The sequence below is a fragment of the Variovorax sp. YR750 genome, from assembly GCF_900109805.1.
GTDB lineage: Bacteria > Pseudomonadota > Gammaproteobacteria > Burkholderiales > Burkholderiaceae_C > Variovorax > Variovorax gossypii.
Map to the genome: position 1 here is coordinate 473,539 of NZ_FOBJ01000003.1, position 24,924 is coordinate 498,462.

Consider the following 24,924-nt stretch of genomic DNA (forward strand, 5'->3'; position numbering starts at 1 on the left):
CACCCCCAGGCTTCGCGCACTTCGTGTCGCTTCGCCAACCCCCTTGCAGGGGGCAATGCCTGCGGCCTGGCAAAGCCAGTTCCGCGGCATTCCCCGAAAGTCCATGGAACATCGACGGGAGCTTCATTTCGTTAACTCCTCGCAGGCGCGGACGACCGCTTCCACGGCTTCGGTCTTCTGCATGGTCTTGGCCTTGGCGGCCTTCTCTATCAGCGCATCGCGCCCGGTTTTCTGTAGCAAGTCAGCCAGCAATTCAGGAGTGAGGTCGGCCTGTTGCACCAGCCATCCGCCGCCCGCGTCCACGAGGAAGCGTGCGTTGGTGGTCTGGTGGTCGTCGACCGCCGAGGGGAAAGGCACGAACAGCGCTGCTGCGCCGACGGCCGCGATTTCTGTGACGGTGCTGGCGCCGGCGCGCGCGACGATCATGTCGGCGTCCGCATAGGCCTGCGCGGTGTCTTCGATGAAGGGCGTGAGTTCGCCCTCGACGCCAGCGGCCTCGTAGTTGGCGCGCAGTTCGTCGATCTGCTTGACGCCGCTCTGGTGCAGCACCTGCGGGCGCACGGCCGGCTCGATGCGGGCCAGCGCCTGCGGCACCACGGTGTTGAGGCCGCGCGCGCCGAGGCTGCCGCCCACCACCAGCAATTTCAGCGGACCGGTACGGCCCGCGAAACGCTCGGCCGGTTCGGCCTTGGAGGTGAAGGCCGCGCGCAGCGGGTTGCCCACCCATTGCGCCTTCTTCAGCACATTGGGGAAGGCGGTGAACACGCGATCGGCCACGCCCGCCAGCACCTTGTTGGCGAGGCCTGCGACCGAGTTCTGCTCGTGCAGCACCAGCGGCTTGCCGACCAGCACGCCCATCATTCCGCCCGGGAAGGTGATGTAGCCGCCCAGGCCCACCAGCACGTCGGGCTTCACGCGGCGCACCACGCCCAGGCTCTGCCAGAAGGCGCGCAGCAGCTTCAGCGGCAGCAGGAACAGCGTGAGCGGGCCCTTGCCGCGCACACCGCCGAACTGCACGGGCTCGAAGGCGAAGCCGCGCGGCGGAACCAGCTTTTCTTCCATGCTGCCGGGCGCGCCCAGCCAGTGCACCTTCCAGCCGCGCTCGCGCAGGGCCTCGGCCACCGCGAGTCCGGGGAAGATGTGGCCGCCGGTGCCGCCGGCCATCACGAGTGCGGTGCGGCCGGTCATACGCGGCCTCCCCGCATCAGCACACGGTTCTCGTAGTCGATGCGCAGAACGATCGCCAGCGCCACGAGGTTCATCAGGATCGCGGAGCCGCCGAAGCTCATCAGCGGCAAGGTCAGCCCCTTGGTCGGCAGGGCGCCCAGGTTCACCCCCATGTTGATGAAGGTCTGGAAACCCAGCCACACGCCCACGCCCTGGGCCACGAGGCCAGAGAACACGCGGTCGAGCGCGATGGCCTGGCGGCCGATGTGCATGATGCGGCGCGTGAGCCAGAGGAACAGGCCGATGATCAGCAGCACGCCGACCAGGCCGAACTCCTCGCCGATCACGGCCAGCAGGAAGTCGGTGTGCGCCTCGGGCAGCCAGTGCAGCTTCTCGACGCTGCCGCCCAGGCCCACGCCGAAGATCTCGCCGCGCCCGATGGCGATCAGCGAGTGCGACAGCTGGTAGCCCTTGCCCAGCGCGTGCTCCTCGCTCCACGGATCGAGGTACGCGAAGATGCGCTCGCGGCGCCACGGGCTGCTCGCGACGATGGTGCCGAAGGCCACCACCACCAGCGCGGCGATCAGGAAGAACATGCGCGCGTTCACACCACCCAGGAACAGGATGCCCATGGCGATCACGGCGATCACCATGAAGGCGCCCATGTCGGGCTCGGCCATCACCAGCATGCCGACCACCACCACCGCCACGCCCATCGGCAGCACGGCACGGAAGAAGCGCTCCTTGATCTCCATCTTGCGCACCATGTAGCTGGCGGCGTAGAGCACCATCGCGAGCTTGGCCAGCTCCGAGGGCTGGAAGCGCATGAAACCCATCGGCAGCCAGCGGCGCGCGCCGTTCACGTTGATGCCGATGTGCGGAATGAGCACCGCCACCAGCAGCAGCAGCGAGGCCACGAAGAGCCAGGGCGCGGCGCGCTCCCAGGTCTTCATCGGGATCTGGAAGGTCAGCAGCGCGGCGATGAACGCGAACACCACCGAGGCCGCGTGCCGCGTGAGGAAGTACGAGGCGCTGTAGCCGGCGCGCGCGAAGCGCGGGTTGTCGGGCAGCGCGATGGAGGCCGAATACACCATGATCAGGCCCCAGGTCAGCAGCGCGACCGTGACCCAGACCAGCGCCTGGTCGAAGCCCAGCACGCGCATCGGCGTGGCTTTCGTCTGCGCGATGCCGGCGCCGCCCAGCCGCACGGGCAGGTGCACGGGCAGCGAGTCGATCCCGCTGCGCGCGCGCCTGAACCAGCCGCCGAAACGGCTGGTGGATGCGTTGGGCGTGGCGCCTGAGGCGGCAGAGTTCAAACCGGGTCCTCCGTCGTCGTCGAATCGCCCAGGCCGCGCGGGCTGTCCTCGTAGGCCTGCACGGCCTCGCGGAACACCTCGGCGCGGTGCGCGTAGTCCTTGAACATGTCGAAGCTCGCACAGGCCGGTGACAGCAGCACGGCATCGCCGGGGTTGGCGCGCGCGGACGCGAGCTTCACGGCCTCGTCCATCGAGGCTGCGTGCAGCAGCGAGACGCCGGTCGATGCCAGCGCGGCTTCGATGATCGGCGCGTCGCGGCCGATGAGCACCACGGCGCGCGCGTACTGGCGAACGGGCGCGGCGAGCGGCTCGAAGTCCTGCCCCTTGCCTTCGCCGCCAAGGATGACGACCACGCGGCGCTCCTCGCCCAGCCCGGTAAGGGCGGCGGCGGTGGCGCCCACGTTGGTGCCCTTGCTGTCGTCGAAGTACTCGACCTCGTCGATGATGGCGACGGGCTCCACGCGGTGCGGCTCGCCCTGGTACTCGCGCAGGCCGTAGAGCATGGTGTTCAGCGGGCAGCCGGCGGCGCTGGCCAGCGCCAGGGCCGCGAGGGCGTTCATGGCGTTGTGACGGCCGCGGATGCGCAGCGCATCGGCGGGCATCAGGCGCTGCAGGAAGATTTCTTCCTCGACCACGGCGCCGCGCTTGCGCTTCTGCGTCTCGTCGGCCTCCAGCGCGCGCACCAGCCAGGCCATGCCGTTGACGCGCTCGATGCCGTAGTCACCCGGGCGCAGCGGCATGGCGGAGCCGAAGGTGACGTGCGTGCGGATCTGCGGGCGCTGCAGCTTGACCTTGACGGGCGCGGGCAGCATGGCCATCACGCCGGCATCGTCGCGGTTGAGGATCATGAGCCCGTGCGCGCCGAAGATGCGCGCCTTGGCCGCGCCGTAGGCGGCCATGTCGCCGTGCCAGTCGAGGTGGTCCTGCGTGAGGTTGAGCACCGTGGCGGCGGTGGGCTCGAAGCCCTGCACGCCGTCGAGCTGGAAGCTGGACAGCTCCAGCACCCACACGTCGGGCAGCGTCTCGGCATCCATGTGCGCCGTGAGCGTGTCGAGCAGCGTCGGGCCGATGTTGCCGGCCACGGCCACGGTCTTGCCCGCGCGCTCGACCAGCCGGCCGGTGAGCGAGGTGACGGTCGTCTTGCCGTTGGTGCCGGTGATGGCGAGCACCGCGGGCGTGTAGCCCTTGGGTGCCTCGGGCTCGACGGGCGGTGCCAGTTCGAGTTGCGGCGAGGGCTCTTCCTCGACGGCGGCCGAGGCCGGGTTGGTGGCGGAGAGCTCGGCGATGCGCGCGACGAATTCCGCGGCCTCCTTGGCTGCCGTCGGGACGTAGGGCTTGCCGGTGGTGGGCAGGCGGGAAACGGTGGCCGGCGCGGGAGCCGCCGGCGGAGTCTCGGAAGACTCGGGAGCAGCGGCTTCGGGAGCTTCCGGCGTTTCGGCCGTGGTCGCGTCGGCGGCTTCCGGTGCCGATTCAGGCGCGGCTTCTGCCGCCGGCTGCGCGACGGGTTCCGTGGCTTCGGCAGGCGCGGGCGATTCCTCGGCCTGCGGCGGCTGCGGCACGGCAACGCTCATCGACGGATCGCGCGGCATGGCTTCGGCCTGCGCGGGCGCGGTCGCTTCGGAAGCGGGTTCGGTGGCGGCTTCAGCGGCAGGCGGTTCGGTTTCGACAGGAACGGCAGGCTGCTGCGATGGTTCAGCCTCGGCCGCTGCCTGATCAGCAGCCGCAGGCTCGTCCAGCGGCAGTTGCGCCTGGGGCTCCGGCTCGACGGCTTCCACGGGCACTTCGGCCACGGGTTCGGCCGGAGCTTGCGTTTCGGGCTCGGCCTCGGGTTCCGGCTCAGCCTCCACCACAGGCACTTCCACCGTGCGCAGATCCAGCAGCGCACGCGCGAACAGGTCCAACTCGCCGCCGACCGGTAGGCCGACGGCACGCGCCGCATCGGCCACCGGCGCGATGGTCTCGGGCGACAGGCCCGGCGAGCGATACACGGCGCGGATCGGCGTGCCTTCGACCAGCGTGGCCGAGAACGGTCCACCTACGAAAGTCACGCCGGGCAGTTCCTCGCGCAGCTTGGAGAGCAATGCCGGCGCCTCGCGCGTGTCGGCCACCGTCACGACCGCGCCGTGCCGCGCGCACCAGCGCGCCATCGCCAGCCCGGACGCGCCGAGGCCGAGGATGAGGACGGGGAGGTCTTTCAGGTGACGCATGCTTCTTCTCTTCTTCCGTTCACCGCAGCTTCAGCGTCGAAAGGCCCACGAGGCACAGCAGCATCGTGATGATCCAGAAGCGCACCACGACCTGCGTCTCGCGCCAGCCGCTCTTCTCGAAGTGATGGTGCAGCGGCGCCATCTTGAGCACGCGCCGACCTTCGCCGAAGCGCTTCTTCGTGTACTTGAAGTAGGTGACCTGCGCCATCACCGAGATCGCCTCGACCACGAAGATGCCGCCCATGATGAAGAACACGATCTCCTGGCGCACGATGACCGCGATGGTGCCCAGCGCGCCGCCCAGCGCCAGCGCGCCCACGTCACCCATGAACACCTGCGCCGGATGCGTGTTGAACCACAGGAACGCGAGCCCCGCGCCGGCCATGGCCGAGCAGAAAACCAGCAGTTCGCCCGAGCCCGGGATGTTGGGAAACAGCAGGTACTTGGAATACACCGCGCTGCCCGTGACGTAGGCGAACACGCCCAGCGCCGAGCCCACCATCACCACCGGCATGATCGCCAGCCCGTCGAGGCCGTCGGTCAGGTTCACGGCATTGCTCGCGCCCACGATCACGAGATACGTGAGGATCACGAAGCCGATGCCGCCCAGCGGATAGCTCACTTCCTTGAAGAAGGGCACCAGCAGGTTGATCTTGGGCGGGAAGTCGAGGTCGAAGCCCGACTGCACCCACGCGAAGAACAGCTGCACCACGCGCCAGTTGGAGCTTTCCGAGATGCTGAAGAGCAGGTAGAAGGCCGCGATCAGCCCCACCACCGACTGCCAGAAATACTTCTCGCGCGAGCGCATGCCCTCCGGGTCCTTGCGCACCACCTTGCGCCAGTCGTCCACCCAGCCGATGGCGCCGAAGCCCATGGTCACCCACAGCACGATCCACACGAACCTGTTGGAGATGTCGAACCACAGCAGCGTGGCGAACGCGATGGAGAACAGCACCAGCACGCCGCCCATGGTGGGCGTGCCGCTCTTGGTGAGGTGGGTCTCCATGCCGTAGCCGCGCACCGGCTGGCCGATCTTGAGCGCGGCGAGGCGGCGGATCACGTAGGGGCCGGCCACCAGGCCGACCACGAGCGCCGTCAGCGCGGCCATCAGCGCGCGGAAGGTGAGGTACTGGAAGATGCGCAGGAACCCGAACTCGGGCGACAGCGTCTGCAGCCATTGGGCCAGTGTCAGCAGCATGTGGTTTCGCGCGGCTCATGCGTCATGGCCGCCCTCCTCTTGTTGTTGTGGTTGTTGTTGTGCCTGCTCGACGACCTGCACCACGCGCTCCATCTTCATGAAGCGCGATCCCTTCACGAGCACGCTGCCGACCTGCGGCAGGCGCGCGAGCACCGCCGCGCGCAGCGCGTCGAACTCTTCGAAATGGCGTCCGTCCGAACCGCCGAAGGCAGCGACGGTGTGCGCCGTCGCTGCGCCCAGCGCGTAGACGGACTCGATGCCGCGCAGGCGGGCGTGCTCGCCGACCTCGGCGTGGAACTCGGGCGAGCGGTCGCCCACCTCGCCCATGTCGCCCAACACCAGCAGGCGCGGGCCCGGCAGGGCCGCGAGCACGTCGATGGCGGCGATCACGGAATCGGGGTTGGCGTTGTAGCTGTCGTCGACCAGCGTGAGCGCATGGCCGCCCGGCAGGGCGATCTCGCTGGCGCGAGAACGCCCCTTCACCGGCTCGAAGGCCGACAGGCCGGCCCCGATGGTCTCCAGCGACACGCCCGCCGCGAGCGCGCACGCCGTGGCGGCGAGCGCGTTGACGACGTTGTGCCGGCCCGCGATGTGCAGGCGTGCATCGAAATCGCCCACCGGCGTGCGGATGCCCACGGCCCAGGCGCCCTGCTTCCATTCGGCGCGCAGCAGCGAGACGTCGGCGTCCTCGTTCTCGCCGAAGGTCAGGCAGCGGCGCGAGCCGCCGTCGTGGGCCATGTCGGTCCACAGCGAGGTGAACTCGTCGCCGTGCGGGAAGACGGCCGTGCCGTCCTCGGGCAGCACCGCGAACACGGCAGCGTTCTCGACAGCCACCGCCTCGACGGTGGCCATGAACTCCTGGTGCTCGCGCTGCGCGTTGTTGACCAGCGCGATGGTCGGGCGCGAGATGGCCGCCAGCCGCGCGATCTCGCCCGGATGGTTCATGCCCAGCTCGAGCACCGCGCGCTGGTGCTGCGCGCGCAGGCGCAGCAGCGTGAGCGGCACGCCGATCTCGTTGTTGAAGTTGCCGGCCGTGGCGAGCGCACGTTCGGCACGGAAGGCGAACAGCACGGCCGCGATCATCTGCGTGACCGTGGTCTTGCCGTTGCTGCCGGTCACGGCGATCAGCGGCAGGTCGAACTGCGCGCGCCAGCCCGCGCCGAGCGCGCCGAGCGCGACCAGCGAGTCGGGCACCTCGAGGCCGGCGAGGCCCGCGGCTTCGAGGCCGTGATGCGCAATGGCTGCCACCGCGCCCTGCTTCTTCGCATCGGCCAGGAAATCGTTGGCGTCGAAGCGCTCGCCCTTGAGCGCGACGAACAGGTCGCCGGGCGCGAGCGTGCGCGTGTCGGTGTGCACGCGGGCGATGACGATGGAGCCGTCGCCCACCAGGCGGGAACCCGGAATCCATTGCTGGATCCGGGCCAGGGTGATGTCGAGGGGCGTGGTCGTGGCGACGCTCATGCCGCTGCTCCTCGCTTCGCCAGCGCCTGCAGCGCATGGGCCTTGTCAGAGAACTCGATGCGCTGGCCGGCGATTTCCTGCCAGGCCTCGTGACCCTTGCCGGCGATGAGCACGACGTCTTGCGGCGCGGCCTGCGCGATCGCGTCGGCGATGGCGGCCGCGCGGTCAGGCTGCACCTGCGCCGCGTCAGGACGCGAGAAGCCGCGCAGCACCTGGCTGATGATCGCGTCGGGCTTTTCGCTGCGCGGGTTGTCGCTGGTGACGATCACGCGGTCGGCCTGGCGCTCGGCGACGGCGGCCATCATCGGGCGCTTGATCGGGTCGCGGTCGCCGCCGCAGCCGAACAGGCACCACAGCGCGCCGCCGCGCTGCCTGGCCAGCGGGCGCAGGCCGATCAGCGCCTTGTCGAGCGCATCGGGCGTGTGGGCGTAGTCGACCACGGCCAGCGGCGCGCCTTCGCCGGTGCCCGCGCGGTCCATGCGGCCCGGCACGCTTGTGAGGTTGGCGCAGGCGGCCACGGCCTGCTGCAGCGTGAGGCCCAGTGCGCGCAGCGTGCCGAGCACGCCCAGCAGGTTGGACACGTTGTACTGGCCGATGAGCCCGGTCGACAGGCGCTCCACGGCAGCCGTGCCGTGCTCGGCCACCGAGAACTGCAGGCCCTGCGCGTCGTAGCCGATCTCGCGCGCCACGAGGCGGGCCGGCTTGCCGCCGGCCGAGACGGTCCAGACGTCGAGCGCGCCGATGCCGGCGTCGATCAGGTTCGCGCACAGGCTGGCGCCGTGCGTGTCGTCGATGTTGATCACCGCGGCGCGCAGGCCGGGCCAGCGGAACAGCTCGGCCTTGGCCTGCCAGTAGGCGTCCATGCTGCCGTGGTAGTCCAGGTGGTCCTGCGTGAAGTTGGTGAACACGGCCACGGCGATCTGGGCGCCGTCGAGGCGGCGCTCGGCGATGCCGATGGACGAGGCCTCGATGGCGCAGGCGCCGAAGCCGCGCTCGACCAGCGAGCGCAGCTCGCGCTGCATCATCACCGGGTCGGGCGTGGTGAGGCCCGTGTAGGTCAGCTCGGGCGGCACGCCGATGCCCAGCGTGCCCATCACCGCGCAGGGCGACGGGGCGTCGCGCTGCATGGTGCCGTCGGGCTTCATCACGCGCACGCCGCCCGCCGCGCGCAGCGTGGAAAGCGACTCGGCCAGCCACCAGGCGGTGGAGGTCTTGCCGTTGGTGCCGGTCACGGCCAGCAGCTCGAGCAGGGCCGAGGGGTTGTCGTAGTAGGCCGAGGCGATAGGGCCGGTGGCAGCTTTCAGGCCGGGGTAGCTCACGATGCGCTCGTCACCATCGAAGCCGAAGGGCTCGACGCCCTCGTGCTCCACCAGGCAGACGGCGGCGCCCTGCGCCAGCGCGGCGGCCACGTGCCTGCGGCCGTCGGTGGCGGCGCCCGGCCAGGCGATGAAGACGTCGCCCGCGCCCACGGCGCGGCTGTCGGCGTGCAGCGCGGCCTGCGGCGCGCGCTCCTTCAGCCAGGCGGCGACCAGTTGGGGGGAAGTGAAGGTCAGCATGTTCAGAAGCTCTCGTCGACGCCCTGCGTCATCACAAGCGGTTTGACCGCCAGATCGGGCGGTACGTTCATCATGCGCAGCGTCTGCTGCACGACCTCGCTGAACACGGGAGCGGCCGCCAGGCCGCCGAAATACTGGCCGTCGCTGGGCTCGTCGATCATCACGGCGACGATGATGCGCGGCTTCTCGATGGGCGCCATGCCGGTGAACCAGGCGCGGTACTTGTTGCTGGCGTAGCCCTTGCCGACCTGCTTGTGGGCCGTGCCCGACTTGCCGCCGACCGAGTAGCCGACCGTCTGCGCGCGCGTGCCGGTGCCGCCGGGGCCGGCGGCCATCTGCAGCATCTTGCGCACCGCCAGCGCGTTCGAGGGCGAGAACACGCGCACGCCCACCGGCGGCTCGGAGTTCTTGAGGATGGTCACCGGAATGAGCGAGCCGTCGTGCGCGAACGCGGTGTACGAATGCGCCATCTGGAACAGCGACGCCGACAGGCCGTAGCCGTAGGCCATGGTGGCCTGCTCGACCGGCTTCCAGGTCTTCCAGGGGCGCAGCCGGCCCGTCACGGCGCCGGGGAACTGGATCTGCGGCTTCTGGCCGTAGCCCAGCGCGGTGTAGGTGTCCCACATCTCGTGCGGGGTCATCTTCTGGGCGATCTTGAGCGCGCCGACGTTGCTCGACTTCTGGATCACGCCTTCGACGGTCAGCGTGCCGTAATTGTGCGTGTCGCTGATGGTGAAGCCGCCGATCTGGTAGCGGCCGGGGCCGGTCTCGATGAGCGTCGAGGGCTTCACGCGGCCGGCCTCCAGCGCCATGCCGACCGTGATCGGCTTCATGGTCGAGCCGGGCTCGAAGGTGTCGGTGATCGCGCGGTTGCGCAGCTGCTCGCCGGTCAGGTTCTGGCGCTTGTCGGGCACGTAGCTCGGGTAGTTGGCCAGCGCCAGCACCTCGCCGGTGACGGAATCGAGCACCACCACGCTGCCGGCCTTGGCCTTGCGCGCGGTCACGGCGTCGCGCAGCTTCTGGTAGGCGAAGAACTGCACCTTGCTGTCGACGCTGAGCTGGATGTCCTTGCCGTCCAGCGGCGGCACGGTCTCGCCCACGCCCTCGACCACGCGGCCCAGGCGGTCCTTGATGACGCGGCGCGAACCGGCCTTGCCGGCCAGGTCCTTGTTGAAGGCCAGCTCGATGCCTTCCTGGCCGTTGTCTTCCACGTTGGTGAAGCCCACCACGTGCGCGGCAGCCTCGCCCTCGGGGTACTGGCGCTTGTATTCCTTGCGCTGGTAGATGCCCTTGAGGTTCATCGCCGCGATCTGCTTGGCGATGGGCTCGTCGACCTGGCGCTTGATCCAGACGAAGGTCTTGTCCTCGTCTTCCAGCTTCTTGTCGAAGTCTTTCTGCGACATCTCGAGCAGCTTGGCCACCTGCTTGAGCTTGGCGCGCACCTCGGGGTCGTCGCGCTCGATATCCTCCGGAATGGCCCAGATGCTGGGCGCGACCACGCTGGAAGCGAGGATGAGCCCGTTGCGGTCGAGGATGCGGCCGCGGTTGGCCGGCAGCTCGAGCGTGCGCGCGAAACGCACCTCGCCCTGCCGCTGGAAGAAGCTGTTGCCGATGACCTGCACGTAGGCAGCCCGGCCGGCCAGCACCAGGAAGCCGAAAGCGATGCCGGCCACGATGAGCTTGCTGCGCCAAACCGGCGTCTTGCTCGCGAGCAAGGGACTGGTGGTGTAGCGCACGCTGCGGTTGCCCCGGTTCATCGCGTTGCCCTCGCTGCGGTGGCTGGCTTGGCCGCCGGTTTGGCCGCCGGTTTGGCGGTCGTGGCGGCCGGCATCGGCGCAACCGGCGCGACGGCCGGGATCACCGAGCCGTCGGGCCGTACGTACTGCGTGATCGCCGGGGAAGTGGTGCGCATTTGCAGCTGCTCCTTGGCGAGCCGCTCGACGCGCAGCGGCGTGGCCTGCGCGCGCTTCTCGACCTGCAGGCGGTCGCGTTCGGTTTCCAGGCGGCGGGCGTCCTGCTGCACGCGGTCGAGCTCGGTATAGAGCTGGCGCGACAGGTACTGGGTGTGCACAAGGTACAAAGCCGTCGCAATGACGGCCATCAGCAGGAGCAGGTTCACGCGGGCCATGTCAGTCGGCCTCCGTGCGTTCCGCCACTCGAAGAATGGCGCTGCGTGCTCGAGGATTGCCGCTCACCTCGGCCTGCGAGGGCTTGATGCGCTCCAGGGCACGCAGCTTCATGGCCTTGGGCGCGGCGAACGGCGCGCGGCGGTCGTAGACCTCCTTCGAGTGCTTGGCGATGAACTGCTTGACGATGCGGTCTTCGAGCGAGTGGAAGCTGATCACCGCGAGCCGCCCGCCGGGCTTCAGCACCGAGAGGCTGGCTTCTAGCGCCTGTTGCAGCTCTTCAAGCTCGGCGTTGATGAAAATCCGAAAAGCCTGAAATGTGCGCGTTGCAGGGTTCTGGCCCGGCTCGCGGGTTTTGACCGTGCCAGCCACGAGCTCGGCCAGTTCGGCGGTGGTTGAAACTGGGCCCCGTTCTTGTCGGCGAGCAACAATCGCCTTTGCAATCTGAACAGCAAACCGTTCTTCGCCATAGTCACGGATCACCTCTGCAATCTGCTGTAGTTCGGCCGTTGCCAGCCACTCGGCCACGCTCTCGCCGCGCGTGGTGTCCATGCGCATGTCGAGCGGGCCATCGAAACGAAAACTGAAACCGCGCACCGGGTTGTCGATCTGCGGCGAGCTCACGCCCAGGTCCATCAGCAGGCCGGCCACGCTCGCGTCGGGCAGTTCGCCCAGCGAGCGGAATCCCTGGTGGCGGATGGAAAAACGCGCATCCGAGATGCGCGCTGCTTCGGCCACTGCTTCCGCATCCTTGTCGAATGCGATGAGCCTGCCTTCCGGCGCCAGCCGCGCGAGGATCGCGCGCGCGTGCCCTCCCCGTCCGAAGGTGGCGTCCACGTAGGTGCCGGTGGCTGCGGTGCTGCCGGATAGAAGAGCTTCCACCGCCTCGCCGAGCAAGACGGTCGTGTGGGTCCAGGGCGTGTTCACGGTGCCCCTCAGAACGCGAAGTCCTGGAATACGTCCGGCATCTCGCCCTGGGTGGCCTCGGCCTCCTTGGCCTCGTAGGTGGCCTTGTCCCAGAGTTCGAAGTGGTTGCCCATGCCCAGCAGCAGCGTCTCGCGCGTGATGCCGGTGGCCGCGCGCAGTTCGGGCGACACGAGGATGCGGCCGGTGCCGTCCATCTCGACGTCCATGGCGTTGCCCAGGAAGACGCGCTTCCACCACTGCGCCGACATCGGCAGCGCGGCGATGCGCTCGCGGAATTTCTCCCATTCGGGACGGGGGAACACCATCAGGCATCCGTGCGGATGCTTGGTGATCGTGAGCTGGCCGCCTGCCGTCGCGCTCAGGACGTCACGATGCCGGGTCGGCACGGAGAGCCGCCCCTTGGCATCCAGACTGAGCGATGAAGCGCCTTGAAACACGACCACGAAACCCCTGTGTTGGGAGTGCTGCAGCACCCGAAAGAGGCACTACTCGCACTTTTTCCCACTTAACTGCACTTTTTTGCACTGTAGCAGGAAACACTTCGGAAGCAACTGGCCGTTTGGGCTATTTTTTGTAATGGAATCAACGACTTAGCGTCGATTCCAAATCCTTGGAATCGGCGAATTTCGTTGAAAATGAAGTACTTAGCTCACGCAGTGAAAGTGATGCGTGAAGGATTCCCCCGTTACAGGGGGAAGGAGAAGCGGCTTCAGAGGATGAAGCGCGAAAGGTCTTCGTCGTGACTTAGTGCCGCAAGGCGCTGGTCGACATAGGCGGCATCGATGCGGATCGATTGCCCTTCGAGGCGGGTCGCGTCGAAGCTTACCTCATCCAGCAGGCGCTCCATCACGGTCGACAGGCGGCGCGCGCCGATGTTCTCGGTGCGCTCGTTCACCTCGAAGGCGATGGTGGCCAGCCGGTTCACGCCTTCTGGAGTGAATTCGAGCGTCACGCCCTCGGTGGCGAGCAGCGCCTGGTACTGCTTCACGAGCGAAGCACGGGTCTGCGTGAGGATGCTCTCGAAGTCCGCCACCGAAAGCGACTGCAGCTCCACGCGGATCGGAAAGCGCCCTTGCAGCTCGGGAATGAGGTCGCTGGGCTTGCTCAGGTGGAAGGCGCCGCTCGCGATGAACAGCATGTGGTCGGTGCGCACCACGCCGTACTTGGTGCTGACGGCCGTGCCCTCCACCAGCGGCAGCAGGTCGCGCTGCACGCCCTGGCGCGACACGTCGGAGCCCTGGGCTTCGCTGCGGGTGGCGACCTTGTCGATCTCGTCGATGAAGACGATGCCGTTCTGCTCGGCATTGGCGATCGCCTGTGTGCGGATCTCGTCCTCGTTGACCAGCTTGGCGGCTTCCTCGTCTGTCAGAAGGCGCAGCGCCTCGGCGATCTTGAGCTTGCGCGTCTTGCGCTTGCCGCCGCCGAGCTGGCCGAACATGCCGCGCAGCTGCTCGGTCATTTCCTCCATGCCGGCGGGGCCCATGATCTCGAGCGGAGCACGGGCCTCGGCGAGGTCGAGCTCGATCTCCTTGTCGTCGAGCTGGTGCTCGCGCAGCTTCTTGCGGAAGGCCTGGCGGGTGGCGTTGCTGGAGTCGGTCGCGGCAGCGGTGCCGTCGGCGCCGCGCGCCGCGGGCAGCAGCACGTCGAGGATGCGCTCCTCGGCAGCATCTTCGGCACGCGCGCGCACCTTCACGCTCTCGGCCTCGCGGGTCTGCTTGACGGCGATCTCGGCCAGGTCGCGGATGATCGAATCGACGTCCTTGCCCACGTAGCCCACCTCGGTGAACTTGGTGGCCTCGACCTTGATGAAGGGCGCGTCGGCCAGGCGCGCGAGGCGGCGGGCGATCTCGGTCTTGCCCACGCCCGTGGGGCCGATCATGAGGATGTTCTTGGGCGTGATCTCGTGGCGCAGCTTGTCGTCGACCTGCTGGCGGCGCCAGCGGTTGCGCAGGGCGATGGCCACGGCGCGCTTGGCGGCCGGCTGGCCGACGATGTGGTTGTCGAGCTCGGAGACGATCTCCTGGGGGGTCATGGACATGGTCAGAGCGCTTCCACCGTGTGGTTCATGTTCGTGTAAATGCAGATTTCTCCGGCGATCGCCAGCGATTTGCGCACGATCTGCTCGGCCGAGAGCTCGGTGTTCTCGATCAGCGCCTTGGCCGCCGACTGGGCATAGGCGCCGCCCGATCCGATGGCGATCACGCCGTCCTCGGGCTCCAGAACGTCGCCGTTGCCGGTGATGATGAGGGAAGTGGTGGCGTCGGCCACGGCGAGCATGGCCTCGAGCTTGCGCAGCACGCGGTCGGTGCGCCAGTCCTTGGTGAGCTCGACCGCTGCGCGGGTCAGGTGCCCCTGGTGCTTCTCGAGCTTGGCCTCGAAGCGCTCGAAGAGCGTGAAGGCGTCCGCCGTGGCGCCCGCGAAGCCGGCAAGCACCTTGCCGTGATAGAGGCGGCGCACCTTGCGCGCCGTGCCTTTGATGACGATGTTGCCGAGAGTGACCTGCCCGTCCCCGCCGATGGCGACCTGGTCGCCTTGGGGGGTCTTGCGGCGCACGCTCACGATGGTGGTGCCGTGAAACTGTTCCATCGCAGCCATCTGGGGGTGGCCAAAAGCAATGCAACCCGCGCGAGGGCCGGCCGGGCCCTTAGTTTTTTCTAACTGCTACGGTCGCGTGATCGGCAATGCCTACCAGGTTGAACAGCGCCGCGATGAGCCGGTGCGCATCGACGAACTGCACGCGCTCGCCGTTGGCATCGCGCGTGCGCACCCAGCTCAGCAGCGTGCCCGCCGCCGCGAGGTCCATGCGCAGCAGCGCGGCGCACGAGATGACGGGCGCCGTGGTGTGGCGCAGATCGTGGTCCAGCCGCTGCCAGTTCGACAGCGACTCGCCCCGCAGGTCGCCCGCCAGCGCGGCAAAGCCGCTGTCGGTGGAGGGAAAACTCTCCGAATCGCCGCCGACCGACAGCAGCGACCACACCGAGCTGGGCCGGCTCGCGGGCGGCGCGGCCAGCGAGGTGCATTCGCCCTTCGGGTCCTGCCAGGCGGGCGGCGACACCTCGTAGGTGATGCAGTAGTTGAGCGCCACCAGCTCGAAGTCGTCCGGCAGGTGCATCATGCGCAGCGCCGCGAGGTGCAGCTGCCACCAGACCTCGTCGGTGCCGCGCTCGTTGTTGGGCGCGGCCTCGGACAGTACGGCCAGCAGTTGGGCCGAGCCCATGAAGCGAAGCTGCACCGGCGAATCGGCCCAGTGGGTGAACAGCACGCGCAGCGGCGCGGCGGCCTCGGGCTCGACGGCATGCAGGCCGCGCCAGTCGAGCGTCCAGACCGAGCCGGCCTTCGACAGCGCACGCGTCAGGTCCATCAGGCCCTCGCGCCCCAGGCGCGTGGGGCAAGTCCAGTCTGCATGGGCGCTGGCACCATCGGCGGCGGCTCCGGCAGCCTCCTCGCTGGCGGTGACGGCCTTGACGCTGCGGGCCAGCTCTTCGAGCGAGACCCAGTCGGGCCCCATGCGCCGCATGCGCTGCGCATAGCGCATGCGCGCGGCGGCGAACTTGGCGGCATCGCCGGTCGCGCGGTACAGGTCGAACAGGGCTCGCCAGCGGCTGTCGTCGCGCTCGGCGGCTGCATCGTGCCCGCCATCGGGAATCGACGCGCCTTCGGAGGAAGCCAGGGCCTGCAGCAGGATCGCCTCGGCACCCGTGTCGTCGCCGTGCGCGAAGCGGATCACCGCCTCCTCGAGCGCGCCGTCGTGCGCAAGGCGCGACGACAGCAGCGGCACGCCTTCGGCCACGGCCGGAGCGGCGCCGCCGCTCGGGGTCACCGCCGCGGCGGGCAGGGCCTCCGCGGGCTCGGAGAGCAATTCGTCGGTGTGCACCGGCGGCAGGGTTTCCGCGCCGGCGTCGGGCGGCGGATTGACGAGCGCTTCGCCGTTCGGCCCCCGCCCCTTCCACCACTGCTGCGACATCTGCTGCTCGATCTCGTCGATCTTCTTGAGCGTGAGTGCGCGGCCCTCCGACCTTTCGGAGGAGCTGTTGATGTTGAACGAGGACGGCGTGACCGTCGCCTCGAAGGCATGCGCCGCGGCTTCACGCTGGCGCAGCTTGCGCAGCATGTCGAACTCGCGCCGGCGCACGAAATCGTTGCGCTGGCGCCGCTCGATCATCTCCTTGAGCATCTCCCGGCTGTAGGTCTGCGCGGGCAGCGACGAATCCGAGGGCGAAGCGGACGCAGGGGCATCCAGCTCCGACCAATCCTTCAGGGGATTGCGGACAAACTTGGCCACCTTGGACAGAAGGCGGCCCGATTCTTCCTTTGGCATTCGGGGGAGGCTATCGAAGAGGCTGGCTTTTATCTACCTTGCTTTGTTTCAATCCCCGAACATCTTCTGCTTGAGCTCGCGGCGCTGCTGCGCCTCGAGCGACAGCGTCGCGGTCGGGCGGGCCAGCAGGCGGCCGACGCCGATGGGTTCGCCGGTTTCGTCGCAGTAGCCGTAGTCGCCGGCGTCGATGCGCTGGATCGACTGCTCGATCTTCTTGAGCAGCTTGCGCTCGCGGTCGCGGGTACGCAGCTCGAGGGCGTGCTCTTCCTCGATGGTGGCGCGGTCGGCCGGATCGGGCACGACCACCGTGTCTTCACGCAGGTGCTCGGTGGTCTCGCCGGCGTTCTCCAGGATGCCGCGCTTGAGCTCCTCGAGCTTCAGGCGGAAGAACGCCATCTGCTTTTCGTTCATGTACTCGTCGTCCGGCATGGCGATGACTTCGGCATCGCTCAGTTCTGCGGGCGACTTGGTTTTCCAGTTGTTGGCCAGTTTCGGATCTTTCTTGATGGCGAGGGGCGGCGGAGGCACCAGCGCGTTGGAGTGGCTTTGCGAGAAAGTGGACTTGGCGGCCGTCGATGCCACCGACTGCGGCATCGAGGGGACGGTCAGTTGCGACAGCCGGGACACGCGGCCACCACGCGCGGCGGGTGCGGGCGTGGCGGTTTGAGCGGGCATCGAGGGTGTCGCCGGGGCGGAAGTGGAGGCGGCAGCCGTTTTTTTCATGGGGATCGGGGGGACAGAAGGAACGGCAGCAGGGCGGCCGACGGGTTTGGATGACGATGAGCCCGCGCCCGCGGTCTTGGTGGCGGCAGTTGCAGGCTTGGCGGACTTCTTTGTCGCAGCGGTCGCGGCCTTGGCCGGTGGTGCTGCGGGCTTTTTGGATGGCGCGCTTTTCTCCTTGATCGCGGAACCGGAAACCTTCCTGGCCGCAGGTACAGCCTGCTTCGCAGCCGTCGCCTTCTTGACGGCGGGCTTGGTTGCTGGCGTAGCCTTGGCGGCGGGTTTCTTCACGGTGACTGGCTCCTTGGACGAACTGGAACGCGCTTTCACTGGGTGTCTCCTCCCATGAGGCCCCTTGCGGCTTTCAGACCGCACAGGCCCCGTTGTCGGGGTGCCCGCCAAGTGGCGAACCCCGGGGTTATACCCCCGAAAGCCCGCCAGAAACGTATGGCGCCCCGTGCCGGAAGTCACATCTTGTCCTTGGGAGCAGGACGTGGCTTGCGAAACAGGCGCGCGATTGTATAGAGAACTCGACGGCGCGGGACATGTTCCGGTGTGCCGTCCGACTCCGTTAGCATCGCCCGGCGCCGCCGGAGGGGGCGGCGCGCGGGCCCCGGCCCTTGTCCATATGGCGCAGGGGGCCTATCCGATCATTCCGATCAATCGCAAGACAGACAGAAGAAAGCACAAGCCTTGAACAAGAAAGCAGTTTTGGGAGTCCTGGCCGCGGCCATCGCGGTCGCCTACGGCGGCAGCACCTGGTGGGCCGGTTCGCAGATCAAGTCCCGCTACGACACCGCGCTTGACGAGCTGCCGAAGCAGACCGCGCTGGTGCGCGTGACCGAGCGCAAGTACGAACGCGGCTTCCTGGGCGCCGTCAGCACCGTCACGCTGGAAATCGGCTGCGCGGCCGATGCCGCCGCCAGCCCGGCTGCCAGCCAGCCCACCGCCGGCCAGGACGAAGAGGAAAAGGAAGACGGCGAGGAAGACGACACCCCCGCCATCAAGCCGCCGAAGCAGCTGCGCCTGACCATCCGCGACACCATCCACCACGGCCCGCTGGCCGGCGGCACGCTGGCGGCCGCCACCATCGACAGCGAACTGGTGCTCGACGCCAAGGCGCAGGCCGAGGTGAAGAAGCTGTTCGGCGAGGCCAAGCCCCTGTCGGCCCGCACCAAGGTCGGCTTCGACGGCGCCTTCACGACCGACTTCACGGTCGCTCCCGCCAAGCTGGCCGAGGACGGCAAGGGTCGCCTCGACTGGCAGGGCCTGCAGGCCCGCGTGAACGTGAACGCCGCGCGCACCCAGGCCCGCTACGACCTGAGCATGCCCGGCCTCGACTTCAACGACGTGAAGAGCGGCGTGACCATGAAGATGGGCAAGCTCGTCGCCAAGGCCGACATGGACAGCAGTTCCGGCTGGTTCCTGGCCACCGGCAAGAGCGAGGGCCGGCTCGATTCCCTGGAGTTCACGGTCAAGAAGAAAGCGGCCGAGGACGGCTCGCAACCGCCGAAGGCGCTGCCGGCCGTCGTGCTGCAGAACATCGACCTGGTGGGCGACGCGAGCATCAAGGACGGCCTCTACATGTCCACCGGCACCCTCAAGGGCACCGGCAAGATCGGCGAGACCAAAATCGACAAGTTCGAGCTGACCAGCGGCGCGCGCCGCATCCACGGCGCCGGCTACAAGAAACTGGCCGACGCCTGGATGCAGTCCAGCGCCGCCAACAGCTGCGGCAAGGGCGGCAGCAAGGCCTCCCAGGCGGCCATGCAGGCGCTGGTCGAGCAGCTCACGCCCGACCTGAAGGCCATGGCCAAGTACTCCCCCGAAGCCGGCATCGACAAGCTGCTGGTCGAGATCGACGGCAAGCGTGCCGAACTCGGCTACTCGGCCGGCATGGCCGGCGTGACCGACGAAGACCTGCAGCTGCCGGGCACGGCGCTCATGATGAAGCGCGGCGTGCTCAAGGCCCACGCGCGGCTGCCCATGAAGTGGCTCGAGAAACTGGCCGAGACCGGCGCCGAGAGCGGCCAGACGCCTCCGCCTGAAATGGTGGCCGGCCTGGTCGAACAGGGCGAGGAAAGCGGCTTCGTGAAGCGCGACGGCGACGACGTCACCGCCCAGGTCGAGTTCAGCGACGGCGCCCTGAAGGTCAACGGCAAGCCGCTGGGCGGAATGGGTGGCGCGGGCAAGTAAAGCCGCCCTGCCCCAATGAAAAACGGCGCTGGCCCCAGGAGGCCAGCGCCGTTTTTTTCAGGAAGCCTTCAGCTCGGGCTCAGACCAGGCACTGCTCCAGCCCCTGCTCCAGGATCTCGCGCGGCAGCTCGATGCCGATGAACACCATGCGGCTCTGGCGCGCCTCGTCCTTGCCCCATTCCGGGCCCAGGTCGCTGCCCATGAGCTGGTGCACGCCCTGGAAGATCACCTTGCGCTCGGTGCCCTTCATGTTCAGCACGCCCTTGTAGCGCAGCATGCGCGGGCCGTAGATGTTGACGATCGCGCCCAGGAAGTCTTCCAGCTTCGCCGGATCGAAGGCGCGGTCGGCCTTGTAGACGAAGCTCTTGACGTCGTCGTCCACGTGGTGATGGTGGCCATGGCCCTCGTGCTTGTGCGATGGATGGTCGCAGTGCTCGCCATGCGCGTGGTCATGGTCGTGATGATCGTGGTCGTCTTCCGTCAGGAAGTCGGGGTCGATGTCGAGCTTGGCGTTCAGGTTGAAGCCGCGCAGGTCGAACACGTCCTTCAGCGGCACCTCGCCGAAATGCACCTTCTGCTGCGGCGCGCGCGGGTTCATGTGCTTCAGGCGATGGATCAGCGCGTCGGTCTCGTCGGCCGACACCAGGTCGCTCTTGCTGATGAAGATCTGGTCGGCAAAGCCCACCTGGCGGCGCGCTTCCTGGCGGTCGTTGAGCTGCTGCGGCGCATGCTTGGCGTCGACCAGCGTCAGGATCGAGTCGAGCAGGTAGCTCTCGGCGATCTCGTCGTCCATGAAGAAAGTCTGGGCCACGGGGCCGGGGTCGGCCAGGCCGGTGGTCTCGATCACCACGCGGTCGAAATCGAGCAGGCCCTGGCGCTTCTTGGCGGCCAGCACTTGCAGCGCCTCGCGCAGGTCTTCGCGGATGGTGCAGCAGACGCAGCCGTTGCTCATCTGCACGATCTGCTCCTTCGATTCGGTCACGAGGATGTCGCTGTCGATGTTCTCCTCGCCGAACTCGTTCTCGATGACCGCGATCTTCTGGCCGTGGGCCTCGGTCAGGATGCGTTTGAGCAGCGTGGTCTTGCCCGAGCCGAGAAAGCCGGTGAGGATGGTCGCGGGAATGAGGGCCATGGGGAAAGTGCTCCGGAAGCGGAAAACAGGAAATGGGGGCCGTGGAAGGCGCGGCCCGGCAGTTTAGCCAATGCCACTGAGTTGCGTTGGCGGCAGGGTCAAGCCCCGCTTCAGGCGGGCTTCCTGACCACCACCAGGCCCTTCAGGTACTCGCCTTCCGGGAATTCGATGGTCATCGGATGATCGGGCGCGGCGCCCAGCCGTTCGGCGATGTAGCCGTCCACGCCCGCGTCGAGCCCCGCCGAGGCCACGATCTTGTGGAACAGGTCTGCGCTGATGCCGCCCGAGCACGAGAAGGTCAGCAGCACGCCGCCCGGCTCCAGGATCTTGAGCGCCAGCCGGTTGATGTCCTTATAGGCCCGCGAGGCGCGCTCGGCGTGCGCCACCGTGGGCGCGAACTTGGGCGGATCGAGCACGATGGCATCGAAGGTGCGCCCCTGGTCGATGAACTCGCGCAGCACGGTGTTGACGTTGGCGTCGAGGAACTCGGTCTCGATGCCCTGCCCCTCGAAGCCGTTGAGCGCCAGATGCCCGCGCCCCCGTTCCAGCGCCGGCAGCGAGGAATCGACCGACACCAGCTGCGCGCCCTGCAGCGCACCCGCCGCCTTCAGCCCCGCCAGCGCCGCGACGGTGAACCCGCCCGTGTAGCAGAAGCAGTTGAGCACGCGCCGGAAGCGCCGGTGCTGCGCCAGCTCGGCGAAGCGCTGGCGGCTGTCGCGCTGGTCGAGGTAGAAGCCGGTCTTGTGGCCGGTGGCGATGTCGAGCGAGAGCTTCCAACCGTGCTCGCGGATGACGATCTCGGTCGGCCCTTCCCCGCGCAGCCAGCCCGTGACAGGCTTCAGCCCCTCGCGCTCGCGGCCGCTGGCGTCGGAGCGCTCGTAGAGCTTCGAAAGGCCCGTGCCCTTGAGCAGCGCGTCGGCCAGCACGCCCTTCCAGCGCTCCACGCCGGCCGAGAGGAACTGCGCCACCAACGTGTCGCCGTAGCGGTCGACGATCAGCCCCGGCAGCCCGTCGGCCTCGCCATGCACCAGCCGCACGCCGTCGCTCTGCAGGTCGAACAGGCCACGCGCAGCCACGGCACGAGCGCACAGCGATGCAAGGAAGGCCGCGTCGATACGCTGCGTCTCGACGAAGCTCCAGGCTCGCGCACGGATCTTGGAAAGCGGGCTGAAGGCGGCCCAAGCGAGAAAAGTGCCGTCGTGCGACTCGACGCGGACCGTCTCGCCGGAATCGGCGCCGCCGCGTGCGATGGCGGATTCGAACACCCAGGGATGGCGGCGCTGCAGCGAGCGCTCCTTGCCGGGTTTGAGGCGAAGGGTTTTCATTTTTTGTGTTTGCTTACTTGTCTTTGTCTTCCCGGGCCTTGGCGCGCGGATGCGCCGCGTCGTAAACTTTGGCCAGGTGCTGGAAATCCAGCCGCGTATAGACCTGCGTGGTCGCAATGTTGGCGTGGCCCAGCAGCTCCTGCACCGCGCGCAGGTCGCTGCTCGACTGCAGCACGTGGCTCGCGAACGAATGGCGCAGCATGTGCGGGTGCACCGGCGCCGCGAGGCCGGCCTTGAGGCTGCGCTCGCGCAGCAGCTTCCACACCGCCTGCGACGACATCCGCATGCCCTTGGCGCTGATGAAGAGCGCGCCGGCGGCCTGCGGGTCGCGCAGCCGGGCCGTGGTCAGGCCAGGGCAATCGTCGCGCACCGCGAGCCAGTCGCGCAGCGCCTCGGCCGCCTTGCCGCCCATCGGCACGATGCGGCGCTTGCTGCCCTTGCCGAGCACGCTGGCCTCCATCGCATCGAGATCGACCCAGCCGCGCGCCGTGTTGCTCGCCCGCACGTCGAGCCCCGTGAGCTCGCTCACGCGCAGGCCGCAGCCGTAGAGCACCTCGACGATCGCGCCGTCGCGCGCCTCGGTCCACGGATCGGCCTCGGGGTCGTAGAGCTCGGCAAGCCGCACCGCGTCGTCCACGCCCAGCGCCTTGGGCAGCGGCCGGCCGGCCTTGGGTGCGTGCACGTCCTGCACCGGGTTGAAGCCGACCAGCCCTTCGTGCCCCAGCCAGCGGTAGAAGCTGCGCCAGCACGACAGCACCAGCGCAATGCCGCGCGGCTCGCGCCCGGCGCTGTGCAGCTGCGCCATCCAGCGGCGGACGTGGGCGGTCTGCACACGGTCCAGCGGCAGCTTCGCCTCGTCGGCATGCTCGCGCAGGGATTGCAGGTGGAAGGCGTAGAGCTCGACCGTGCGCGCCGCGAGCCGGCGCTCGACGCGCACGTACTCCAGGTATTTTTCGATCCAGTCCGGGGAAGTCGACGGAGCGGATGCAGCCGGGTCAGAAGAGATACCCATGCCCGGCATTGTTGATGATGGCCGCCGGCTCGCGCAATGCGCCCTTCGAGAACGGCCCGAGCGCCTGCCAGCAGGAGGTGGGCGCCGCCGCGTACTGCACGTCGAAGCTCTTGTCGAAGCCGCTCATCTTCACCAGCCGCTCGACGCGCCACAGGTGGAACGGCTCCGACACGATGACCACGCTGCGCACGCCGGCCGCCAGCAGCAGCGGGCGCGACAACGACAGGTTCAGCCGGGTGGAGGTCGACGCAGGCTCCAGCACCATCGGCCCGGTGAATCCCGAGGCGATGGCGTGCTCCTGCATCGTGATGGCCTCGATTCGGCTGTCCTCCAGATCCACGCCGCCCGAGAAAGCCAGCTGCCTGACCAGCCCGGCGCGTGCCAGCGCCAGGGCGGTATCGACCCGCCCGGTGAGGCACGGATGCGGCTTGCCGTCGAGGTAGGCACGGCTGCCGAGCACCAGCGCGGCGTCGGCCTGCCGCTGCGGCGGGTGCGCCAGCAGTTCTTCGGAATGACGCCAAATGAAGGCACCGACGGCCGCGTACACAAGCGCCACGACCGCCAACCCACAGGCCAGCGCGACCTCCCAGGGCCGCCGCAACCAGCGCGGACGTTTCAAGGACGCAGCCGCGAAAGCGCGCCCGAGGCCAGCTCGGCGATGCGCTCGAGAAAATCGGTGCCCATCTCGGCGTTGAAGCGCTGCGCGTCGGGCGAGGCCAGCACCAGCAGGCCGAAGGCCGGCGACTCGGCGTCGGGGCGCAGCGGAATCAGCGCGATCGACATCGCGGCCTGCGGCTCGGGCAGCCAGTTGGCGGCCTCGAAGCCCGAATTGAGCCCGCAGTAGGGCGAGGTCAGCGAGGTAGCCAGCGCCTTCACGTCGTCGCTCACCCACTGGGCGTAGGCCTCGTTGAGGTATTCGCTGCCGCAGTCCCACACCTTGATGGCCGTCTGCGGCACCAGGAAGAGCGACTGCAGGTCGACCGCGATCCGGTACGGCAGGCTGCGCGGCTCGCGGGTGGTGAGAAGGCCGCTGGTCCAGCGCTGCAGGCGGTCGGCGATCACGACGTTTTCGGTGCCATGGCGCATCATGTCCATCAGGCGATGCTCCAGCGCCTTGATCTTCTCGCGCAGCATCTCGGCCTGACGCTCCTGCAGGCTCACGGCGCGGTTGCCGTGCGGGCTGGTGAGCTGCACCTGCGCCAGCAACTGGGCATGGCGCTCGAAGAAGTCGGGCGTGTTCGCCAGGTAGTTGGCGATGTCGTCTTCGGTGATCGGGTTCATGGCGTTGGCGTCGTTGTTGTTGCTCGTGAAGTTGGTCATGGCAGCTCCGGCACCTCGATGTCTCCCTCGAAGACCGTGACGGCCGGCCCGGTCATCAGCACCGGCTGGCCCTCCCCCTGCCACTCGATCGTCAGCACGCCGCCGTGCGTCTGCACGTCCACGCGGCGCTCCAGCAGCCCGAGGCGGATGCCCGCCACCACCGCCGCGCAGGCGCCGGTGCCGCAGGCCAGCGTTTCGCCGGCGCCGCGCTCGAACACCCGCAGCCTGATGTTGGAACGGTCGACCACCTGCATGAATCCGGCATTCACCCGCTGCGGAAAGCGCGGGTGGTGCTCGATCTGCGGGCCCTGCTCGGCCACCGGGGCGGTGTCGACGTTGTCCACCACCTGCACGGCGTGCGGGTTGCCCATCGAGAGCACAGCTACTGAAACGATAGCGCTGCCGGCGCGGGTGCCGAGGGCCAGGTGCCACTTGTGCCAGGCGCCTTCGGGCTGCGGGTCGAGCCCGGCGGGGTCGAAGGGCACGCGCGCGGGTTCGAAGACGGGGGCGCCCATGTCGACCGTCACGCGGCCGTCGCCGCCCATGCGGGGTTCGATCACGCCGGAAAGCGTCTGCACGCGCACCTGCTTCTTCTCGGTCAGGTGGTGTTCGCTGACGAAGCGCATGAAGCAGCGCGCGCCGTTGCCGCACTGCTCCACCTCGCCTCCGTCGGAGTTGTGGATCACGTACTGGAAGTCGATGCCTTCGGCAGGCGAAGGCCGCACCGTGAGGATCTGGTCTGCGCCGACGCCGAAGTGGCGGTCGGCCAGGAAGCGGTATTGCGCGGCGCTGAGGCCCAGCGTGCCGCGCGTTTCGTCCAGCACGACGAAATCGTTGCCGGCTCCCTGCATCTTGGTAAAGCGGATTCGCATCCCGGGATTATCGCCACGGGCATCGCCCCTGGCGACCATGGGCCCAAGCCCTCCCCTGCGGCGCCGGGAAG

The 24,924-nt window shown here is 68.4% G+C and carries 21 protein-coding genes; 1 reads left to right on the forward strand and 20 read right to left on the reverse strand.

Going from position 1 to position 24,924, the window contains the following annotated elements; genetic code table 11:
- Positions 1-123: 123 nt before the first annotated feature.
- From murG to dksA, 14 genes are all read right to left on the reverse strand, one after another.
- Positions 124-1,188, reverse strand: a complete 1,065-nt coding sequence (murG, locus tag BMY35_RS08665) for an undecaprenyldiphospho-muramoylpentapeptide beta-N-acetylglucosaminyltransferase (RefSeq protein WP_093196946.1) — start codon at positions 1,186-1,188, stop codon at positions 124-126.
- Complete coding sequence (gene ftsW, locus BMY35_RS08670; protein ID WP_093196948.1) at positions 1,185-2,483, reverse strand: putative lipid II flippase FtsW; 1,299 nt, start codon at positions 2,481-2,483, stop codon at positions 1,185-1,187. Before ftsW ends, murG begins: the two co-directional genes overlap by 4 nt.
- The gene (murD, locus tag BMY35_RS08675; RefSeq protein WP_093196949.1) at positions 2,480-4,690 is read right to left on the reverse strand and encodes a UDP-N-acetylmuramoyl-L-alanine--D-glutamate ligase; all 2,211 of its coding nucleotides are present in this window, start codon (positions 4,688-4,690) and stop codon (positions 2,480-2,482) included. The genes ftsW and murD overlap by 4 nt, the downstream gene beginning before the upstream one ends.
- 19 nt (positions 4,691-4,709) lie before the next feature.
- Entirely contained in the window at positions 4,710-5,888 is a 1,179-nt protein-coding gene (gene mraY / locus BMY35_RS08680; RefSeq protein WP_019656756.1) for a phospho-N-acetylmuramoyl-pentapeptide-transferase, read from the reverse strand.
- A 15-nt stretch (positions 5,889-5,903) separates the two neighbouring features.
- Positions 5,904-7,349, reverse strand: coding sequence for a UDP-N-acetylmuramoyl-tripeptide--D-alanyl-D-alanine ligase (murF, locus tag BMY35_RS08685; RefSeq protein ID WP_093196952.1), 1,446 nt, complete (start codon positions 7,347-7,349; stop codon positions 5,904-5,906).
- Positions 7,346-8,905 carry a UDP-N-acetylmuramoyl-L-alanyl-D-glutamate--2,6-diaminopimelate ligase gene (locus BMY35_RS08690; RefSeq protein ID WP_093196953.1) on the reverse strand — a complete coding sequence of 520 codons (1,560 nt, stop codon included), beginning with the start codon at positions 8,903-8,905 and terminating at the stop codon, positions 7,346-7,348. The genes murF and BMY35_RS08690 overlap by 4 nt, the downstream gene beginning before the upstream one ends.
- Before the next feature lie 2 nt (positions 8,906-8,907).
- A complete protein-coding gene (locus BMY35_RS08695; protein ID WP_093196956.1) occupies positions 8,908-10,662 on the reverse strand; it encodes a peptidoglycan D,D-transpeptidase FtsI family protein in 1,755 nt (584 codons plus the stop codon).
- A complete protein-coding gene (gene ftsL, locus BMY35_RS08700) occupies positions 10,659-11,033 on the reverse strand; it encodes a cell division protein FtsL (protein ID WP_093196957.1) in 375 nt (124 codons plus the stop codon). Before ftsL ends, BMY35_RS08695 begins: the two co-directional genes overlap by 4 nt.
- Before the next feature lies 1 nt (position 11,034).
- A complete protein-coding gene (rsmH, locus tag BMY35_RS08705) occupies positions 11,035-11,958 on the reverse strand; it encodes a 16S rRNA (cytosine(1402)-N(4))-methyltransferase RsmH (RefSeq protein WP_093196960.1) in 924 nt (307 codons plus the stop codon).
- Positions 11,959-11,966: 8 nt separating this feature from the next.
- The gene (gene mraZ, locus BMY35_RS08710; protein WP_081270207.1) at positions 11,967-12,395 is read right to left on the reverse strand and encodes a division/cell wall cluster transcriptional repressor MraZ; all 429 of its coding nucleotides are present in this window, start codon (positions 12,393-12,395) and stop codon (positions 11,967-11,969) included.
- Between the two features lie 272 nt (positions 12,396-12,667).
- Positions 12,668-13,996, reverse strand: a complete 1,329-nt coding sequence (gene hslU / locus BMY35_RS08715; RefSeq protein WP_093196961.1) for an ATP-dependent protease ATPase subunit HslU — start codon at positions 13,994-13,996, stop codon at positions 12,668-12,670.
- A 2-nt stretch (positions 13,997-13,998) separates the two neighbouring features.
- Positions 13,999-14,544: an ATP-dependent protease subunit HslV gene (gene hslV / locus BMY35_RS08720; RefSeq protein WP_007832466.1), complete on the reverse strand. Its 546-nt coding sequence runs from the start codon at positions 14,542-14,544 to the stop codon at positions 13,999-14,001.
- Between the two features lie 58 nt (positions 14,545-14,602).
- On the reverse strand, positions 14,603-16,276 hold the full coding sequence (locus tag BMY35_RS08725; RefSeq protein ID WP_093196964.1) for an STAS domain-containing protein: 1,674 nt from the start codon (positions 16,274-16,276) through the stop codon (positions 14,603-14,605).
- A 48-nt stretch (positions 16,277-16,324) separates the two neighbouring features.
- Positions 16,325-17,179 carry an RNA polymerase-binding protein DksA gene (dksA, locus tag BMY35_RS08730; protein WP_256228272.1) on the reverse strand — a complete coding sequence of 285 codons (855 nt, stop codon included), beginning with the start codon at positions 17,177-17,179 and terminating at the stop codon, positions 16,325-16,327.
- A 510-nt stretch (positions 17,180-17,689) separates the two neighbouring features.
- On the opposite strand from dksA, the gene BMY35_RS08740 reads away from it, so the two are divergent.
- Positions 17,690-19,192 (forward strand): YdgA family protein, encoded by a 1,503-nt coding sequence (locus BMY35_RS08740; protein WP_093196971.1) that lies wholly within the window; start codon positions 17,690-17,692, stop codon positions 19,190-19,192.
- 79 nt (positions 19,193-19,271) lie between these two features.
- Here BMY35_RS08740 and BMY35_RS08745 read toward each other — a convergent pair whose 3' ends face one another.
- The 6 genes from BMY35_RS08745 to dapF form a co-directional block, all read right to left on the reverse strand.
- A complete protein-coding gene (locus tag BMY35_RS08745; RefSeq protein WP_093196973.1) occupies positions 19,272-20,324 on the reverse strand; it encodes a CobW family GTP-binding protein in 1,053 nt (350 codons plus the stop codon).
- Between the two features lie 110 nt (positions 20,325-20,434).
- Positions 20,435-21,649, reverse strand: a complete 1,215-nt coding sequence (locus tag BMY35_RS08750; protein WP_093196975.1) for a class I SAM-dependent rRNA methyltransferase — start codon at positions 21,647-21,649, stop codon at positions 20,435-20,437.
- A gap of 13 nt (positions 21,650-21,662) precedes the next feature.
- Entirely contained in the window at positions 21,663-22,661 is a 999-nt protein-coding gene (locus BMY35_RS08755; protein WP_093197251.1) for a tyrosine recombinase XerC, read from the reverse strand.
- Positions 22,645-23,280: a YdcF family protein gene (locus BMY35_RS08760; RefSeq protein WP_177213588.1), complete on the reverse strand. Its 636-nt coding sequence runs from the start codon at positions 23,278-23,280 to the stop codon at positions 22,645-22,647. Before BMY35_RS08760 ends, BMY35_RS08755 begins: the two co-directional genes overlap by 17 nt.
- Positions 23,277-23,981 carry a DUF484 family protein gene (locus tag BMY35_RS08765; protein ID WP_093196977.1) on the reverse strand — a complete coding sequence of 235 codons (705 nt, stop codon included), beginning with the start codon at positions 23,979-23,981 and terminating at the stop codon, positions 23,277-23,279. Before BMY35_RS08765 ends, BMY35_RS08760 begins: the two co-directional genes overlap by 4 nt.
- On the reverse strand, positions 23,978-24,853 hold the full coding sequence (gene dapF, locus BMY35_RS08770; protein WP_093196980.1) for a diaminopimelate epimerase: 876 nt from the start codon (positions 24,851-24,853) through the stop codon (positions 23,978-23,980). The genes BMY35_RS08765 and dapF overlap by 4 nt, the downstream gene beginning before the upstream one ends.
- Positions 24,854-24,924: the final 71 nt, after the last annotated feature.

Coding starts and splice junctions, on each gene's coding strand:
- BMY35_RS08695 (WP_093196956.1), bottom strand. CDS start 10,662: ATGAACCGGGGCAACCGCAGCGTGCGCTACACCACCAGTCCCTTGCTC.
- BMY35_RS08690 (WP_093196953.1), bottom strand. CDS start 8,905: ATGCTGACCTTCACTTCCCCCCAACTGGTCGCCGCCTGGCTGAAGGAG.
- BMY35_RS08755 (WP_093197251.1), bottom strand. CDS start 22,661: ATGGGTATCTCTTCTGACCCGGCTGCATCCGCTCCGTCGACTTCCCCG.
- ftsL (WP_093196957.1), bottom strand. CDS start 11,033: ATGGCCCGCGTGAACCTGCTCCTGCTGATGGCCGTCATTGCGACGGCT.
- BMY35_RS08750 (WP_093196975.1), bottom strand. CDS start 21,649: ATGAAAACCCTTCGCCTCAAACCCGGCAAGGAGCGCTCGCTGCAGCGC.
- murG (WP_093196946.1), bottom strand. CDS start 1,188: ATGACCGGCCGCACCGCACTCGTGATGGCCGGCGGCACCGGCGGCCAC.
- BMY35_RS08725 (WP_093196964.1), bottom strand. CDS start 16,276: ATGCCAAAGGAAGAATCGGGCCGCCTTCTGTCCAAGGTGGCCAAGTTT.
- BMY35_RS08745 (WP_093196973.1), bottom strand. CDS start 20,324: ATGGCCCTCATTCCCGCGACCATCCTCACCGGCTTTCTCGGCTCGGGC.
- murD (WP_093196949.1), bottom strand. CDS start 4,690: ATGCGTCACCTGAAAGACCTCCCCGTCCTCATCCTCGGCCTCGGCGCG.
- hslV (WP_007832466.1), bottom strand. CDS start 14,544: ATGGAACAGTTTCACGGCACCACCATCGTGAGCGTGCGCCGCAAGACC.
- BMY35_RS08765 (WP_093196977.1), bottom strand. CDS start 23,981: ATGACCAACTTCACGAGCAACAACAACGACGCCAACGCCATGAACCCG.
- mraY (WP_019656756.1), bottom strand. CDS start 5,888: ATGCTGCTGACACTGGCCCAATGGCTGCAGACGCTGTCGCCCGAGTTC.
- hslU (WP_093196961.1), bottom strand. CDS start 13,996: ATGTCCATGACCCCCCAGGAGATCGTCTCCGAGCTCGACAACCACATC.
- dapF (WP_093196980.1), bottom strand. CDS start 24,853: ATGCGAATCCGCTTTACCAAGATGCAGGGAGCCGGCAACGATTTCGTC.
- murF (WP_093196952.1), bottom strand. CDS start 7,349: ATGAGCGTCGCCACGACCACGCCCCTCGACATCACCCTGGCCCGGATC.